The organism is Micromonospora violae (genome assembly GCF_004217135.1).
GTDB classification, from domain to species: domain Bacteria; phylum Actinomycetota; class Actinomycetes; order Mycobacteriales; family Micromonosporaceae; genus Micromonospora; species Micromonospora violae.
On record NZ_SHKK01000001.1, the window covers coordinates 4,257,827 to 4,273,032 of the forward strand.

At 72.0% G+C, this 15,206-nt stretch carries 17 protein-coding genes; 7 read left to right on the forward strand and 10 right to left on the reverse strand.

Translation table 11 applies throughout. The features are described 5' to 3' along the window. Positions 1-21 precede the first annotated feature (21 nt). The 5 genes from EV382_RS18800 to nadD all read right to left on the reverse strand — a co-directional run bounded on the left by EV382_RS18800 (position 22) and on the right by nadD (position 3,472). Positions 22-795 carry an SDR family NAD(P)-dependent oxidoreductase gene (locus tag EV382_RS18800; protein ID WP_130403709.1) on the reverse strand — a complete coding sequence of 258 codons (774 nt, stop codon included), beginning with the start codon at positions 793-795 and terminating at the stop codon, positions 22-24. 3 nt (positions 796-798) lie between these two features. Continuing rightward, on the reverse strand, positions 799-1,653 hold the full coding sequence (locus EV382_RS18805) for a DegV family protein (protein ID WP_130403711.1): 855 nt from the start codon (positions 1,651-1,653) through the stop codon (positions 799-801). Between the two features lie 48 nt (positions 1,654-1,701). After that, positions 1,702-2,361: a histidine phosphatase family protein gene (locus EV382_RS18810; protein WP_130403713.1), complete on the reverse strand. Its 660-nt coding sequence runs from the start codon at positions 2,359-2,361 to the stop codon at positions 1,702-1,704. Further along, the gene (gene rsfS, locus EV382_RS18815; RefSeq protein ID WP_130403715.1) at positions 2,358-2,765 is read right to left on the reverse strand and encodes a ribosome silencing factor; all 408 of its coding nucleotides are present in this window, start codon (positions 2,763-2,765) and stop codon (positions 2,358-2,360) included. Before rsfS ends, EV382_RS18810 begins: the two co-directional genes overlap by 4 nt. 110 nt (positions 2,766-2,875) lie before the next feature. Beyond that, complete coding sequence (gene nadD, locus EV382_RS18820; protein WP_130403717.1) at positions 2,876-3,472, reverse strand: nicotinate-nucleotide adenylyltransferase; 597 nt, start codon at positions 3,470-3,472, stop codon at positions 2,876-2,878. Positions 3,473-3,779: 307 nt separating this feature from the next. Between nadD and EV382_RS18825 the strand changes: the two genes are divergently transcribed. Next, entirely contained in the window at positions 3,780-4,472 is a 693-nt protein-coding gene (locus EV382_RS18825) for a PadR family transcriptional regulator (RefSeq protein WP_130403719.1), read from the forward strand. Between the two features lie 186 nt (positions 4,473-4,658). Beyond that, positions 4,659-5,864, forward strand: coding sequence for an FAD-dependent monooxygenase (locus EV382_RS18830; RefSeq protein WP_130403721.1), 1,206 nt, complete (start codon positions 4,659-4,661; stop codon positions 5,862-5,864). A gap of 106 nt (positions 5,865-5,970) precedes the next feature. On the opposite strand, the gene pepN is transcribed toward EV382_RS18830, so the two are convergent. After that, positions 5,971-8,487: an aminopeptidase N gene (gene pepN, locus EV382_RS18835; protein ID WP_130403723.1), complete on the reverse strand. Its 2,517-nt coding sequence runs from the start codon at positions 8,485-8,487 to the stop codon at positions 5,971-5,973. Positions 8,488-8,556: 69 nt separating this feature from the next. On the opposite strand from pepN, the gene EV382_RS18840 reads away from it, so the two are divergent. Next, on the forward strand, positions 8,557-8,775 hold the full coding sequence (locus tag EV382_RS18840) for a DUF397 domain-containing protein (protein ID WP_030491749.1): 219 nt from the start codon (positions 8,557-8,559) through the stop codon (positions 8,773-8,775). A 120-nt stretch (positions 8,776-8,895) separates the two neighbouring features. Here the strand turns inward: EV382_RS18840 and EV382_RS18845 are convergent, their stop codons facing one another. Further along, positions 8,896-9,285, reverse strand: a complete 390-nt coding sequence (locus tag EV382_RS18845) for a hypothetical protein (RefSeq protein ID WP_130403725.1) — start codon at positions 9,283-9,285, stop codon at positions 8,896-8,898. 146 nt (positions 9,286-9,431) lie between these two features. Here EV382_RS18845 and EV382_RS18850 point away from each other — a divergent pair, with 146 nt between their 5' ends. Both EV382_RS18850 and EV382_RS18855 read left to right on the forward strand, forming a co-directional pair. Next, positions 9,432-10,679 (forward strand): cytochrome P450, encoded by a 1,248-nt coding sequence (locus EV382_RS18850; RefSeq protein ID WP_130403727.1) that lies wholly within the window; start codon positions 9,432-9,434, stop codon positions 10,677-10,679. Positions 10,680-10,701: 22 nt separating this feature from the next. Next, the gene (locus tag EV382_RS18855) at positions 10,702-11,772 is read left to right on the forward strand and encodes a glycosyltransferase family 2 protein (RefSeq protein WP_130403729.1); all 1,071 of its coding nucleotides are present in this window, start codon (positions 10,702-10,704) and stop codon (positions 11,770-11,772) included. 66 nt (positions 11,773-11,838) lie between these two features. Here the strand turns inward: EV382_RS18855 and EV382_RS18860 are convergent, their stop codons facing one another. The 3 genes from EV382_RS18860 to EV382_RS18870 are packed head-to-tail and all read right to left on the reverse strand — an operon-like array spanning position 11,839 to position 13,761. Further along, positions 11,839-12,468 carry a DUF3618 domain-containing protein gene (locus EV382_RS18860; RefSeq protein WP_130403731.1) on the reverse strand — a complete coding sequence of 210 codons (630 nt, stop codon included), beginning with the start codon at positions 12,466-12,468 and terminating at the stop codon, positions 11,839-11,841. Next, positions 12,465-12,932: a phage holin family protein gene (locus EV382_RS18865; RefSeq protein ID WP_130403733.1), complete on the reverse strand. Its 468-nt coding sequence runs from the start codon at positions 12,930-12,932 to the stop codon at positions 12,465-12,467. The genes EV382_RS18860 and EV382_RS18865 overlap by 4 nt, the downstream gene beginning before the upstream one ends. A gap of 31 nt (positions 12,933-12,963) precedes the next feature. Beyond that, complete coding sequence (locus EV382_RS18870; RefSeq protein WP_130403735.1) at positions 12,964-13,761, reverse strand: hypothetical protein; 798 nt, start codon at positions 13,759-13,761, stop codon at positions 12,964-12,966. Positions 13,762-13,982: 221 nt separating this feature from the next. Here EV382_RS18870 and EV382_RS18875 point away from each other — a divergent pair, with 221 nt between their 5' ends. Both EV382_RS18875 and EV382_RS18880 read left to right on the forward strand, forming a co-directional pair. Beyond that, positions 13,983-14,474 carry a DUF4383 domain-containing protein gene (locus EV382_RS18875; protein ID WP_130403737.1) on the forward strand — a complete coding sequence of 164 codons (492 nt, stop codon included), beginning with the start codon at positions 13,983-13,985 and terminating at the stop codon, positions 14,472-14,474. Between the two features lie 65 nt (positions 14,475-14,539). Then, the gene (locus EV382_RS18880) at positions 14,540-15,199 is read left to right on the forward strand and encodes a DUF6766 family protein (protein WP_130403739.1); all 660 of its coding nucleotides are present in this window, start codon (positions 14,540-14,542) and stop codon (positions 15,197-15,199) included. Positions 15,200-15,206: the final 7 nt, after the last annotated feature.

Here is a 15,206-nt window from a genome sequence, read left to right on the forward strand (position 1 = left end):
GATCCGGGGCTCGGAGAACGGTCAGCGGGCCTCGGGGTCGAGGCCGAGCACGGCCCGTCCGCCGTCCACCGGCAACGTCACTCCGTTGACGAAGCTCGCCGCGGGCGACAGCAGGTACGCGACCGCCTCGGCCACCTCGTCGACCCGCCCGATCCGGCCCACCGGGTGTAGCCGGGTCAGCTCGGCGTCGATCCACTGCGCCTGGCTGGGCTCCTGCGTGGCGAGGAAGTCGGTGTGCCGCTCGGTGGCAATCGAGCCGAGCGCGACCGCGTTGGCGCGGATGCCGTACCTGCCGTACTCGACGGCCAGCGCCCGGGTCAGCCCTTCCACGGCGGCCTTCGCTGTCGCGTACGGCAGGGCACCGGACACCGGCCGACGGGCCTGGTGCGACGAGACGTTGACGATTGCGCCACCGGCGGCGCGGGCCAGGAAGCGGCGGACGGCGACCGCCGCGCCCACCACGGCTGGGCGCAGATTCAGCCCGATCAGGTCCAGCACCGTGTCGGCCGACGTGGAGTGCAGCGCGGCATCGCGGAACACCGCTGCGTTGTTCACCCAGCCGCTCAACGGCGCGGCGCGATCCGCCAACTCCGCGGCGCGCTCCGCCACCTGCTCGTCGGCGGCGTCGCCGACCACCGCGACGAGCCGATCGGCGGCCGGGTGGCCCGCCAACCAGTCGACCGCGTCGGCGTCGCGTTCCAGGACGACGATGGTGGCGCCCGTCGCCAGCAGTCGTTCCACCACCGCACGGCCGACACCGCGACCGCCTCCGGTCACCACGCACGACGTGGGCACGGCTCAGCCCTCCGGTCGGCGGTGAACGACCACGCAGGCCAGGCCCGGTCCCGCGTGCGCGGCGACGACGGCGCCCGCCTCGGAGACGTACGTGTCGTGCAGCCGGTCGCCGAACCGCTCGGTCAGCGCGGCGCGCAACGCCTCGGCCCGTTGTGGTGCGGCCAGGTGGTGCACCCCGAGATCCACGTCGTCGTCGCCGGCCGCCTCCACGGCCAGCTCCACGAGACGGGCCACTCCCCTACTGGCGGTGCGGACCTTCTCGCGCAGCACGATCGTCCCGCCCGGCATGTGCATGATCGGCTTGACGGACAGCGCGGTGCCGACCAACGCCTCGGCCGCGTTGATCCGGCCGCCCCGGCGGAGGAACTCCAGCGTGTCGACGTAGAACCAGACGGTGGTGCGGTCGATGGCGGCGAGCGCCGCGCCGCGTACCCCGACAAGGTCGGCACCGGCTTCAGCGGCGGTGGCGGCGGCGATGGCCGGGAAGCCCAGCCCCATCCCCGCGGAGCGGCTGTCCACGACCTCGACCCGGCCGTCCAGGTCGGCGGCGGCGAGCCGGGCGGCCTCCACGGTGCCGGACAGCGCGGCGGAGATGTGCACCGAGACGATCCCGTCGGCGCCGGCGTCGAGCAGTCGGCGGTACGTCCGGGCGAACTGCTCGGGCGCCGGGCGGGAGGTGGTCGCCGTGACCCGGCGGGCGCTCAGTGCCAGGGTCGCGTCGGCCGGCTGGGTCTCCACCCCCTCCAGCCCTTCCGCGCCGTTGAGCACGACGGTCAACGGCACGACGGTCAGCCGGTGCGCCTGCACCAGGTCAGGCGGAAGGTAGGCGGTGGAGTCGATGACAACCGCGACGGGCATGCCCGGCACGCTAGCCGATTGAGGCCGTGAACGCCGAGGCGCGAGTGCTCAGACCGCGTCGACGGCGACCGGGGCGGTGATCAGGCCGACGTTGTGCGCCCGCAACTGCCAGCCACTGACGTCCTGCGGACGCCCGATGGCCGGCGCACGGTCGTCGTGCCGTAGCTCACTCCAGTGGCAGTTGGCCAGCGAGCCGACGGAGCGCAGCACGCCGGTGTCCCAGCCCAGCAGATGGCCCATGCCCTGTCGGGAGGCGCCACCGTGAGTGGCGATCACCACCGTGCCGCCGGCTGCGGCCTCGGCCGCCTCCCGCAGCGCGGCACCGACCCGCTCGCCGAGGTCGTGCAGGGGCTCCACATCCGCGCCCGGGTTGGGGTCGCCGGCCCGCCAGCGCGCGTACTCATCGGGAAATCGCTCGGCGACCTCGGTGAGGTGCAGACCCTGCCACTGGCCGAAGCGCCGCTCGCGCAGCCGGGCGTCGGTGCGGACCGGCAGGCCCGTCAGCGCGGCGAGCGCAGCGGCGGTCTCCGCGGCGCGGCTCAGGTCGCTGGCCACGATGGCGTCGGGCCGCAGCGCCGCGAGCAGCGGCGCGGCGGCGCGAGCCTGGTCGCGACCACGCTCGTTGAGGGGTACGTCGAGCTGCCCCTGGACGCGGTTGGCGGCGTTCCAGTCGGTGTTGCCGTGCCGCCAGACGATCAGTCGGGTCATTCGGCTGCGGCGGACCCGCTGGCGTCGGCCTCGACCAGGTCGCGATCGACGAACGGGATGGTGGGGCAGTCCTTCCAGAGGCGGTCGAGCCCGTAGAACTCGCGCTCCTCGGTGTGCTGGACGTGCACCACGATGTCGACGTAGTCGAGCAGCACCCAACGGCCACCACGCTCGCCCTCGCGCCGCACCGGCTTCGCCTTCTCCGGCAGCTCCAGCAGGCTCTCCTCGATGGCGTCGACGATGGCCAGCACCTGACGCTCGTTGGGGGCAGCGGCGAGCACGAACGCGTCGGTGATGGCGAGCTGGTCGCCGACGTCGATGATCGCGATGTCCTGCGCCTTCTTGTCGGCGGCGGCCTGGGCAGCCGCGATGGCCAGCTCGTGAGCGCGTTCGGAAACTGTCACCGTTCTCCTTCGATCAAGCGTGCGATCCTCCAAGCGTCTCATACCCGGCGGCACCCCGATCGTCCAGTTCTGCTCGGTTAGAGGCATAAACCTGGGCATAACGGATGCATTCAGCGTTGATAGAGGCTCCGCTTGGCGATGTACTGCACCACACCGTCCGGCACCAGATACCAGACCGGCTCCCCTCGGGCGACCCGGGCGCGACAGTCGGTCGACGAGATGGACATCGCGGGCACCTGGATCAGGCTGACGGTGTCCGCCGGAAGGTGCTTGTCAGTCAGCGGGAAACCGGGCCGGGTCACGCCGATGAAGTGGGCCAACTCGAAGATCTCGTCCAGGTCCTTCCACGACAGGATGCGTTGCAGGGCGTCCGCGCCGGTGATGAAGAACAACTGCACCTTCGGGCCGTACTCAGCCTGAAGGTCGCGCAGGGTGTCGACCGTGTACGTCGGCCCCGTACGGTCGATGTCGACCCGGCTGACCTGGAAACGAGGGTTGGAGGCGGTGGCGATCACGGTCATCAGGTACCGGTCCTCGGCCGGGCTGACCGGCTCGTCAGCCTTCTGCCACGGCTGCCCGGTGGGGACGAAGACCACCTCGTCCAGACCGAACCGGTCCGCCACCTCGCTGGCCGCGACGAGGTGCCCGTGGTGGATCGGGTCGAAGGTGCCACCCATGATCCCGATCCGCCGGATATCTTCCTCCACCCCGTGATCGTAGGCCGAGCGTCCTGGCCGACCGCCGTGGCCCGGCACCGCCGTCCTGCCCGGCCCGACGCGGTCGTCGAGTCGACCTCTTGCGGCGGGCCGGGGTGATCGACTCGGCTTCCTGAAAACCGGCCCATCCCGGAGACCAGGACACCCCGATTTCCTGAAACCCGAGTCGATCACCGGGCCCGACGCGCACGGCGCGGCACGTCACGCGGGCGGCAGAGGAGGCGATAGGGGTCGCGATACCCTCGCCCGTCGGCGTATATTCGTCGACGAGTAACCGTCAACGAGCGGAGGGGGCATCGTGCCGAAGCGGCGCAAGGTCGGCAACCTGTTGGCGCTGGCTGTGTTGTCCGCACTGGTCCAACGGCCGATGCACCCGTACGAGATCGCCACCGCACTGCATGCCTGGGGCAAGGACCAGGACATGGAGTTCAAGTGGGGGTCCTTCTACACAGTTATCGGCAACCTGGACAAACACCACCTGATCGAGGCGGTGCAGAGCATGCGCGAGGGCCGACGGCCGGAACGCACCGTCTACCGGATCACCGACGCGGGGCGGGCGGAGCTGGTCGACTGGGCTCGCGAGCTGGTCTCCACGCCGATGGCGGAGCACCCCCGTTTCCGGGCCGGGTTGTCGGTGCTCGCCGCACTGCACCCGGACGAGGCCACCGATCTGTTGCGGCAACGGCTCGACCTGCTGGAGGGCGCGATCCGCCGGGACCGCGAAACCCTCGACGCGCACCTGCGGGAGATTCCGCGACTGTTCCTGGTGGAGTCGGAGTACGACCTCGCCATCCGGGACGCGGAGGCGGCCTGGCTACGGGCGCTGCTCGCGGAGCTGACGTCGGGGAGCTACCCCGGCTTGGACACCTGGCGGGCGTTCCACGAGACCGGCGAGATGCCGGCCGAGTTGACCGAGTTGGCCGCGAGAACCAGCACCCCGAAGGCCGGCGCCGACACCACAAGCGACCGGAGGGCTGACACCACCGGCTGAAGAGCGGCCCCGGCGAGGTGCGCCAACACCTCACCGGGGCCTTGACCCCGAACCGACGCCTGGGAAGGCACCCGGCCCGAAGCGGCAAGCACGAGGATAACCGGGCTTCCTCCCAGGTCCGCGCGACCGCGCACCGACCACACCAGGTCCGCGCCGCCGCGCACCGACCACACCCAGGGAGAGAGCATGACCACGGTACGAACCGCGATCGTCATCGGCGGTGGCATCGCCGGGCCGGTGACAGCGCTCGCGCTGCGCCGCGCCGGCATCACCGCAACCGTCTACGAGGCGTACCCCAGCACGGCCAACGGCATCGGCGGCACCCTCGCCCTCGCGCCCAACGGTGTGGCGGCTCTGCGTACGGTCGGCGTCCACCAGGCGGTGACGGCGATCGCGACACCGATCGACCGCAACGCCCTGGCCGTCGGCCGCCGCCGCATCGACCTGCCCACGCTGACCGGGGTGCCGCCGCTGCACGTGGTGCACCGGGCCGCGCTGCACCGGGTGCTGCACGACCAGGCATCCGCTGTGGGAGTGCCGTACGTGTACGGCAAGCGGCTGGTCGACGTCGAGGAGACCGGCGACGGCGTGCTGGCACGTTTCGAGGACGGGAGCACCGCGACCGCTGACATCCTCGTCGGCGCGGACGGGATCCGCTCCACGGTGCGGGGTCTCATCGACCCGGCCGCGCCCGGCCCCCGGTTCACCGGGCTCCTCGGCTTCGAGGCGGTGGCCCGGCACGAGGTGGACGCCGAGCCGGGAACGATGACGTTCGCGTTCGGGCGACGCGGCTACTACCTGTACTGGCCGGAGCCCGGTGGCGGCACCCGGTGGGGGGCCAACCTGCCACAGCAGCGGCCGATGAGCCTCGTCGAGGCCCGGGCGGTGCCGGCGGAGCAGTGGCTGGACACGCTGCGCGCCAGCTACGGCGACGACGACCCGGGTCGGGAGCTGATCCTGACCAGCACCGCCGACGACCTCCAGGTGGTCGGGTCGTTGCAGATCATGCCGCCCGTGCCGCACTGGTACCGGGGCCGGATGGTGCTGGTCGGCGATGCGGCGCACGCGCCGTCGAACAGTTCGGGGCAGGGCGCGTCACTGGCGATCGAGAGCGCGGTGCAGCTCGCCCGGTGTCTGCGCGACCTGCCGGACGTCCAGACGGCGTTCGCCGCGTACGTGCGGTTACGTCGTACCCGGGTGGAGAAGGTGGCGGCCCGCGCGGCCCGGATCAACCACGCCAAGGCGCCCGGTGCGGTCGCGCGGACGCTGATGCCGTTGCTGATGCCGCTGATGGTGCGCACGGTGCTGGACCCGGAGAAGACCGTCGCGCACGAGCAGCGCTACGTCATCGACTGGGACGAGCCGGTCACGGCGGAACCCGCCCTGCGCTGAGCTGTGGTCGCGGGGTGGCCGGTCAGCCACCCCGCGACGGGTCACCCGCGTGCCGGCCACCCCGCGTCGGTCAACCCGCGCCGGTGGCCGGCGCGTCGGCCGGTGTTCAGACCGAGGCGGCGGCCACCGCCGTCCGGGCGATCAGCGCGCGACGCAGGTCGTCGTCGGCGTCGGTCACCACCCGACGCAGGCCGGGAGTCAGGTCGTCGCGGGCCAGCAGCGCCGCGGCCGCCTCCCGGGTGGGTTGCGCCACGGCGTAGCGGGGGAACGCCAGGGCCGCCACCCGGTCAGCCGTCCAGGGGGTACGCCGCTGCGCGGCGGCCGGCATCTCCGCGAAGTACCGATCGACGTAGGCGGCGGTCAGGTCGGCCTGTTCGGGTTGCCAGAAACCCTCGGCCGCCGCCTCCAGGAGCCGACTGGACAGCTCGGTGTCCCGCACGATGATGTCCCAGGTCGCCTGCTTCGCCGCCGGGTCGGGCAGGGCCGCCCGGCAGTAGGCGGCTCGTTCCGCGCCCGTGGAGCTGTTGTCGGCGGCGGCCTCAAGGGCGATCTCTGCCGCACCGGCGGCGCCCAGCACCACCAGCCGGCGCAGCACCGCCCAGCGCAACTCCGCGTCGACCTGCAGACCGGCCGGCACGTCCCGGCCGGCGAGCCAACCGACGAGCAGATCCGCGTCGGTGGTCGCGGCGATCCAACCCCGTGCGGCGGCGAGCTGCAACGAACCTCCGGCCGGCGCGCCGTCGAGCAGCCGCCGACACGCCTGCGCGACTCTGGCCAGCGCCGTGGACCGGGTCGGCGGGTCGAGGTAGCGGTCGACCAGGGACCGGCTGAGCGTCAACACGTCCTCCGCGATGATCACCTCGGTCTCGGCGGGCAGCGCGGCGACCAGCAGGTCGATCAGGCCGGTGACCGGCCGCTCCCCGTCGGTCGCCGTGTCCAACGCCTCGCGCCAGAGCACCGCCCTCGCCAGCGGGTCGGTCAGCTTGGGCAGCACCAGTGGGACGGCGTCCGCCGACACCGGGTCGAGGCGTACCTTCGCGAAGGTGAGGTCACCGTCGTTGAGCAGGAGCAGCTGGGCCGCCGGCTCGCCCGCCAGCGCACCGAGCACGGTCCGGCCGCCGTCGGCGCTCGGGTCGAGGTCCACCTCGTCGCGCCGCCCGGTGCCGTCCGTCGAGTAGCGACCCACGCCGATCCGGTGCGGGCGCAGCACCGGGTGCGACTCGGGCGCGGTCTGCACCACGGCCACCTCGGTGTAGCGCCCGTCGGCGTCCACGGTGACCTCGGCCCGCAGCGTGTTGACCTGCGGGCGGCGCAACCACAGCTCGGCCCAGTCGGACAGGTCCCGTCCGCTGCTGGTGGAGAGGCTGCCCAGCAGGTCGGCGAGGGTGGCGTTGCCGAAGCGGTGTGCGGCGAAGTGCGCGTTCAGACCGGCGAGGAATGCCTCGTCGCCGAGCCACGCGACCAGCTGCCGCAGCACGCTGGCCCCCTTGGCGTACGAGATGCCGTCGAAGTTGAGCAGGCCCTCCTCGGCGTCGGCGACCTCCCGCGGGGCGATCGGGTGGGTGGAGGGCCGCTGGTCGGCGGCGTACCCCCAAGCCTTGCGGCGCATGGCGAAGGTGGTCCAGGCCTGGTCGAACCGGGTCGCCTCGGCGGAGACGCGGGTGCCGAGGTATTCCGCGAAGGACTCGTTCAACCACAGGTCGTCCCACCAGCGCATGGTGACCAGGTCACCGAACCACATGTGGGCCATCTCGTGGGCGATGGTGCCGGCCCGCTGCTCGCGCTGCGTGTCGGTGACCGCCGACCGGAACACGAAGTCGTCACGGAAGGTGACCAGGCCCGGGTTCTCCATCGCGCCGGCGTTGAACTCGGGCACGAACGCCTGGTCGTACTTGCCGAACGGGTAGCGCTCGGTGAAGAGCTGGTGGAACCGGTCCAGGCACTGCCGGGTGATGGTGAAGATCTCTTCGGCGTCGGCGTCCAGGTGCGCGGCGAGCGACCGGCGGCAGTAGATGCCCAGCGGTATGCCGTCGTGCTCGGCTCGCCGAACGTGGTACGGCCCGGCGATCAGCGAGAAGAAGTACGTGGCCAGGGGCTCGCTCGGGGCGAACTCCCAGCGCCCGGGGGCCGGGTTGGCGGCCAGTGCGGCGTTGCCGGCGACGATCCACTGCGGCGGGGCGGTGACCGAGAGGGTGAACGGGGCCTTGAGGTCGGGTTGGTCGAACGCGGCGAAGATGCGCTGCGCGTTGTCGAGGAACGACTCGGCGTAGAGGTAGGTCTCGCCGTCGGTCGGGTCGACGAAGCGGTGCATCCCCTCGCCGGTGTTGGAGTACGCCATCTCGGCCTCGACGACGAGCGTGTTCTCCGCGGCCAGGTCGTCGAGTGGCAGCCGGTTGTCGGTGCGCAGGTCGGGATCGAGGTCGCGGTCGTTGAGGCGTACGCCGAGCAGTTTGGCGGGCTTGACCTCGACGAAGGTCGCGGCGCCGGCGGTGGCCCGGAAGCGGATCTCGACGCGGGAGCGGAACAGGTCGCCGTCACCGGTCAGGTCGAGATCCACTTCATAGGACTCGACAGTAATCGCCGCGCCACGCGCGGTCGCCTCTACACGGGTCAGGCTTGGCATCCGCTTATCCTGCCCGATGGGGATCGGCACTCGGTCACCATATGACCCTCGGCACTGGAGGAAAGAACCATGGCGCAGCACCCCAAGGGCGACTTCGACCTCTCTCGGGCGGTCTGGCAGCGGGCCGAGGGGGACACCTCCGACAGCGCCGTCGAGGTCGCCTTCGTCGACGACCTGATCGGGATGCGCAACTCGGCCGAGCCGGAAGGGCCGGTGCTGGTCTTCACCCAGGCCGAGTGGGACGCGTTCGTGGCCGGCGCGCAGGACGGCGAGTTCGACCTGGACTGATCGCGCCCGCCGACCCGTCGGCGCTGGATCGCCGTGCCGGTGCTCACGGTCGGGACACCGGCACGGCCATCCGGACGGGCCGGCCGGAGCACTCCCGGATCGACCACCCGGGGCTGGCGGTCAGCCATCGCCGTCGCCCCAGCCAAGGCCACCGGGGCCAGGGGCGTGGTGAAAGCCCGGGTGGTCGGCCACGTCGACGCAGCGCTCCCCATCCGGGCCGACCGCGCCGCAGAACAGCCGCTCGGCCCGCTGCCAGGCGTCCGCCGGTGACAGGGCCGCCGCCCCGAGCGCCACCTCCGAACGGAGCAGGCTCAGCGCCTCCGCGTACGCCACGGCCAGCTCGCGCGCCTCGACCGGGCCGGGCGCGGTGAAGCCCAGGTGCACGGTGAAGAACCGGTGCGGACGGGTGGGCCGCCGCGGCGGCCCGATCAGTGAGCCCCCGTCGCGGCCTCCACCCAGTGCCCCGACCGCTCGCCGCTGCCGCCAGTGCGGCGCTCTGTTGTCGCGCATCCGCCCTCCCCGTGCTCGTCCCACCAGCAGCAAACCAGGTTCCGCCGCCCCTGGGAGGGGCCAGCCGGCGGGGGATTCAGCGGCGTCGACGGGGGTAAGCGCGGTGGTCGACGGTGACCAGCCGCACCCGCGCGTGAGGAGATTCGATGGCGAGCATGCCGGCGGACCGCAGCCCGGACAGCACGCTCGCGCTGCTCCGCGCCGGCTACCGGTTCATCGGCGAGCGGTGTGAGCGGTACGGCAGCGACGTCTTCCGGACCCGGATCCTGCTCGCCCCGACCATCTGCCTGCGCGGCCGGCCGGCGGCGGAGCTGTTCTACGACACCGACCGCTTCCAACGGGCCACCGCGATGCCGCTGCGGGTGCAGCGGACCCTGACCGGTCGGGGCGGGGTGCAGGGGCTGGACGGGCGGGAGCACTCCGACCGCAAGGCCATGTTCATGTCGATCATGACGCCGGCCGCGATCCGGCGGCTCGGTCAGCTCTTCGACGACGAGTGGCAGAGCCGGATCACCGCCTGGGAGGGCGCCGGCCCGGTGTCGCTCTACGACGAGCTGGGGCGGTCGCTGACCCGGGTGGTCTGCGCGTGGGCCGGGGTGCCGCTGCCCGCGTCGCAGGTCGAGCGACGCGCCGTCGAACTGCACGCCATGATCGAGGCACCGGCGGTGATCGGCCGTCGGCACTGGCGGGGCCGGCTGGCCCGGTACCGCGCCGAACGCTGGCTCGCCGACCTCGTCGAACGGACCCGGGTCGGTTTCGCTCCAGCGCCGGACGGCAGCGCCCTGGCCGTGATCGCCGAACACCGCGACCGGCGCGGCGACCTCCTCCCCCGGCGGATCGCGGCGGTGGAGTTGCTCAACGTGTTGCGCCCGGTGGTCGCCGTCGACCAGTACATCGCCTTCGCCGCGCTCGCTCTGCACGACCACCCGGCCTGGCGGGAACGGGTCCGCGCGGACGACGAGGCCACCGAGCACTTCGTCCAGGAGGTACGCCGCTACTACCCGTTCTTTCCGATCGCGGCGGCCCGGGTCCGCCGGGCCTTCGACTGGCAGGGCCACCACTTTCCGAAGGGGTGGCGGGTGCTGCTCGACCTCTACGGCACCAACCACCACCCGACGCTGTGGCCGCAACCGGAGCTGTTTCGCCCGGAGCGGTTCGCCGACCGCCAGGTGGACCCCTTCGAGCTGGTCCCGCAGGGCGGCGGCGAGCACTGGGCCGGGCACCGCTGCGCCGGCGAGTGGATCACCATCGACCTGATGAAGCGGGCGGTCACCAATCTGACCACCACCATGCGCTACGACGTGCCGGTCCAGAACCTGGCCCTGGACCTGCACCGGATGCCCGCGCTGCCGCCCCTGCGTCTGACCCTCACCAACGTCCGCCGCACCGCCTGACCCGTCCCGCCACGGAGTTGTCATGTCCTCTCTCCGCCCTACCGGCGACGTCCGGCGCGCCACCCGCTGGCCGGACGCCGAAGACGAGGGCGCCGGCACGTCGCCGATCCGCCTACCGATGACGTACGTGCTGCCACTGCGGTGGCACTCCGACGCCGGCCTGGTCGAGCTGACCGACTACCTGCGTGGGCTTGCTGACCGGGTCGAGGTGCTCGTGGTCGACGGCTCGCCTACGGACCTCTTCGCACGGCACGCGCAGACGTGGCGCGGGTTGGCGCGGCACCTCCCCCCGGACCCGGGTGAGCCCGGGCTCAACGGCAAGGTGCGTGGGGTACACACCGGCGTCCGCGCGGCCGGCCACGAGCAGGTGGTGATCGCCGACGACGACGTCCGGTACGACGAGGCCGCACTGATCGCGGTACACCGCCTGCTGGGCCGGGCCGACCTGGTACGACCGCAGAACTACTTCGACCCGTTGCCCTGGCACGCCTGGTGGGACACCGGTCGCACGCTGCTCAACCGGGCGTTCGGGGCGGACTACCCGGGCACCCTCGCCGTCCGGCGCAGCACCTTCCTCGCCATGGGCGGGTACGACCCGGACGTGCTCTTCGAGAACCTGGAGCTGATCCGCACCGTACGCCGACACCACGGCACCGAGGCCGCCCCGGCCTGGCTGTACGTCCGCCGGCTACCTCCGGAGGCCGCGCACTTCCGCGGTCAAAGGGTCCGTCAGGCGTACGACGACCTGGCTCAGCCGGCGCGCCTGGTGACCGCACTCGCGGTGCTGCCGGGGCTGGCGGCGGCGGTCGCGTCGCGCCGGCCCGGGCTGCTGCTCGGCGCGGCGGCCGGGGTCGTCGTCCTGGCCGAGGCGGGTCGCCGCCGCGCACACGGAGGTCGCGTGTTCCCACCGAGCACGGCCCTGGCCGCCCCGCTCTGGCTGCTGGAACGGGGCATCTGCAGCTGGCTGGCGGTCGGCCGACGGTTCCTGCTGGGCGGCGTCCGCTACAACGGCACCCGAATCCGTCACGCGGCGACCCCTGCCCCGCAGACCCGCGCGATCCTGCGCACCATCGCGGGGATGGGCCAGGGATAGGAGCGCGACAGCTCGCGGGCACCGGGGTGGTGGCCGCGAGCTGTCGCGCTGCTGTGCGGGGTGGGGTCAGGAAGTGGCGTGGTGCTTCGCCTGGTCCTTGACGTCGTGGGCGGCGGACCTGGTGTCGTCCTTGACCGCGTGCACGGCGTCCTGAGCGGTGGACTTCACCGAATCGGCGGCGTGCTGGGCCGGCTCGCGCAGCTCACTGGCCACCTCGCCCAACTTCTCCTTCACCACCCCGCTGTGCTCGCTGACCTTGGCCTTCACCTGGCTGGCGGCCTGCTGCTCGCGGCGGGAGGCCGGGATCAGCGACGAGGCCAACCAGCCGACCCCGAACGCGATGAGCCCGGCGGCGAGCGGGTTGCCCTGGGACTTCTGCCGGATCACCTGCGGTGCGCTGTGCGCCGCGTCGCTGACAGTGGTCGCCGCCGTGTGCGCGGCGTCGCTGACGCTGGAGGCCGCCGACGAGGCGCGGTCACCCACCGAGTGAGCGGCCTGGCCGGTGCCGTGGCCGAGGTCAGACGCGGTTCCCATGACCTTGTCCCTCACCTTCTGCAGAGCGGAACGGGCCCGCTGCTTGCGGTCGTTGACGATCCGGCTGGGGCTGACCTTGTACGCCAGCGCATCCACGTCGGAGCTGAGGCTGTTACGGGTGGCTTCGATCTCCCGGCGGATCTGATCGGGATCGGTGCTCATCGGGTGACTCCCTCCGGATGCGGCTTGAGCGCGTCAGGGATCCGCTGCACGCTGTCGTTGGTCTGCTTGAGCCCGCGTACGTGCTGGGCGTTCTTCTTGGCCATCGAGTAGAGGACGGCGGCGACCGCAGCCCAGATCACGGCCACGATCAACGCGGCCAGGCCGGAATCCATGACGTTGTCCAGGAACTGCCACACGGCGATGGACACGAAGAGCGCCACCATGTAGCCGCCGAAGCCGGCACCGCCGAAGAGGCCCGCGGCCTTGCCGGCCTTCTTCCCCTCCTGGCGGATCTCGGCCTTGGCCAGCTCGACCTCCTGACGCATCAGCGTCGACAGGTCGGTGGTGACCTGACGCATCAGGTCACCCAGCGAACTGCCCTTCACCTCCGCCGCCGTGTGCGGGGCACCCGCGTCGGGGTGGTAGTCGGAGCCCAGTCCGGACCCCTGCGTCGGCATGTTCATGCCGTCGTCTCCCTTCGGATGAAACGGCGGCTCACGGGCGAGGGTTGCCGCTGGACGGCACGCCCGGCAGGGGGTCGGTCTGGGTCACCGGCGGCAGCGGCTGACCGGTGCCGGAGTGCTCCGGGTTGTCGCCCCGGCTGGGCTCGGCGAAACCGCCAGAGGCCGGGTCGGCGTAGGCGCCGGGGGTCGGGTCGAGGTAGCCGGCCGACGGGACGGCGTCCGGCACCGCGCGGGGCGCCGGCGGGGGCGTCGGGATCACGGCGGTCTGCTCCGGGTCGTACGCCCCGGCACCCCGGTAGGTCGAGGAACCGTTGCCGGAGTCGTCACCACCGGCCGAGATGCCACGGGTCAACCGGCCGGCCAGCACACCGAGGACCGCCGCGCCGACCAGGAAGGTGCCCGGGTTACGCCGCGCGTAGTCGCGTACCTCGGTGATCAGGTCGCCAGGCTCGCGCTGCTCAAGCCAACCAGCGACGCCGTGCACCCGGTCGGCGGCCTGGCGGGCCAGCTCGGTCACCGGGCCGGCCTGGCCACCCTGCTCGGCCATCGAACGCATCTCGTCGGCCAGCGAACGCAGCCCACCGGCGGCCCGGCGCTGCTGCTCACCGGTCTGGCTGGCGAGCTGGCTGCGGGCCTCGCCGTACAGGTTGCGGGCCTGCCGGGCCGCCTCACGGCCGACCTCGCTGCCCTGCTCCTTGGCGGTCTGGGCGACCGCGCCACCAGCCTGCGCGGCCTCCGACCCGACCTGACGCGCCTGGTCGCGAACGCCACCGCCGTTGGTCGACTGCTGCCCGTACGTGGAGGAGGTAGCTGAAAGATCGTAAGTCATGATTTCCCTTCCGCTCAGAAAGTCGTCGCGGTTGTGCTGGGGGGATGCGGTCGCGTCGCCGCAGCCGCTGACCATTCACCTACCCTGCGTTCTGCCGTCCATACCTCTTCGTGCATTTCTCTGCGCGGCCCCCCGGATGGACTTCAAAATGGAGGATCGTCGGGCTGCGTCAGGTCGCCGCTGCGGACAGTGCGGCTGACAGATCCACGGAGGGGGCAGCGATGGCACGAGACGCGCGGGGTGGCCGACCGGCCGGGCACCGACCCCGGGTCCAGCTGGCCGCGTTGGTCGTGGCCGGCGTCTTCCTGTTGATCGGCGTCCTCGGCTTCATCCCCGGCATCACCACCGACTACGGCGAGCTGCGCTTCGGCGGGCACCATTCGGAAGCGCTGTTGCTCGGGCTGTTCCAGGTGTCGATCCTGCACAACGCGGTGCACCTCCTCTTCGGCCTGGTCGGCCTGGTGATGGCCCGCACTGTCGCCGGCGCCCGGGTGTTCCTGGCCGCCGGCGGCGCGATCTACCTCGCTCTCTGGCTGTACGGCCTGGTGATCGAGGCGGTCAACCCCGACGGCGGGGCGAACATCCTGCCGGTCAACGACGCCGACAACTGGCTGCACCTGGCGCTCGGCTTCGGGATGCTCGCGCTGGGACTGCTGCTGTCGAACGAGGCGGGCACCGGCGGACGCCTGGACAACCCCGCCAAAAGGCACTGAGCTGGAGCTTTCGGGGTTTCGCGGTCGTGCCCGCAGGGGTAATCGACAGGCGAAGGAGGTACCCCATGCCTCGTTGGCTACGCAACAACGCCCTGGCCATCGCCATGCTCGGCGCGTTCCTGGTCTTCCTCGTGTTGCAGAGCGTCTTCGGTTGGCAGACCCACAACGAGGAGCTGACCGAGTTCGGGGCCGCGCCGCTGAGCTGGCCGGCGTACCTGACCAGTGGGCACTTCGTCGAGGCGGTCTTCGAGAACTGGGAGTCGGAGTTCCTCCAGATGGGCGGGTACGTGCTGCTCACCGCGTACCTGGTGCAGCGGGGCTCGGCCGAGTCGAAACCGGCGGACCAGACCGACCGGCCCGAGGACGACGAGCGGCGGGCCACCCCGCGGTCACCCTGGCCGGTACGCACCGGCGGCCTGCCGTTGGTGATCTACCGGAACAGCCTCTCCCTCGCGCTGCTGCTGATCTTCGCCGGCTCGTTCGTCGGCCACCTGCTCGGCGGCACCGCCGCGTACAACCAGGAGCAGGCGCTACAGAGCGGCGCTCCGCCGATCGGGGTGTGGGACTTCCTCGGCACCAGCGACTTCTGGTTCCAGTCCATGCAGAACTGGCAGAGCGAGTTCCTCGCGGTCGGCGCGCTGATCCTGCTGAGCATCGTCCTGCGCCAACACGGCTCGCCGGAGTCGAAGCCGGTGACCCTGGCGCACGCCAGCACCGGCGCCTGAGACGGCG

Coding starts and splice junctions, on each gene's coding strand:
- EV382_RS18865 (WP_130403733.1), bottom strand. CDS start 12,932: ATGAACATGCCGACGCAGGGGTCCGGACTGGGCTCCGACTACCACCCC.
- pepN (WP_130403723.1), bottom strand. CDS start 8,487: ATGCCAAGCCTGACCCGTGTAGAGGCGACCGCGCGTGGCGCGGCGATT.
- EV382_RS18850 (WP_130403727.1), top strand. CDS start 9,432: ATGGCGAGCATGCCGGCGGACCGCAGCCCGGACAGCACGCTCGCGCTG.
- EV382_RS18860 (WP_130403731.1), bottom strand. CDS start 12,468: ATGAGCACCGATCCCGATCAGATCCGCCGGGAGATCGAAGCCACCCGT.
- EV382_RS18870 (WP_130403735.1), bottom strand. CDS start 13,761: ATGACTTACGATCTTTCAGCTACCTCCTCCACGTACGGGCAGCAGTCG.
- EV382_RS18830 (WP_130403721.1), top strand. CDS start 4,659: ATGACCACGGTACGAACCGCGATCGTCATCGGCGGTGGCATCGCCGGG.
- EV382_RS18805 (WP_130403711.1), bottom strand. CDS start 1,653: ATGCCCGTCGCGGTTGTCATCGACTCCACCGCCTACCTTCCGCCTGAC.
- EV382_RS18810 (WP_130403713.1), bottom strand. CDS start 2,361: ATGACCCGACTGATCGTCTGGCGGCACGGCAACACCGACTGGAACGCC.
- EV382_RS18845 (WP_130403725.1), bottom strand. CDS start 9,285: ATGCGCGACAACAGAGCGCCGCACTGGCGGCAGCGGCGAGCGGTCGGG.
- EV382_RS18875 (WP_130403737.1), top strand. CDS start 13,983: ATGGCACGAGACGCGCGGGGTGGCCGACCGGCCGGGCACCGACCCCGG.
- EV382_RS18840 (WP_030491749.1), top strand. CDS start 8,557: ATGGCGCAGCACCCCAAGGGCGACTTCGACCTCTCTCGGGCGGTCTGG.
- EV382_RS18880 (WP_130403739.1), top strand. CDS start 14,540: ATGCCTCGTTGGCTACGCAACAACGCCCTGGCCATCGCCATGCTCGGC.
- EV382_RS18855 (WP_130403729.1), top strand. CDS start 10,702: ATGTCCTCTCTCCGCCCTACCGGCGACGTCCGGCGCGCCACCCGCTGG.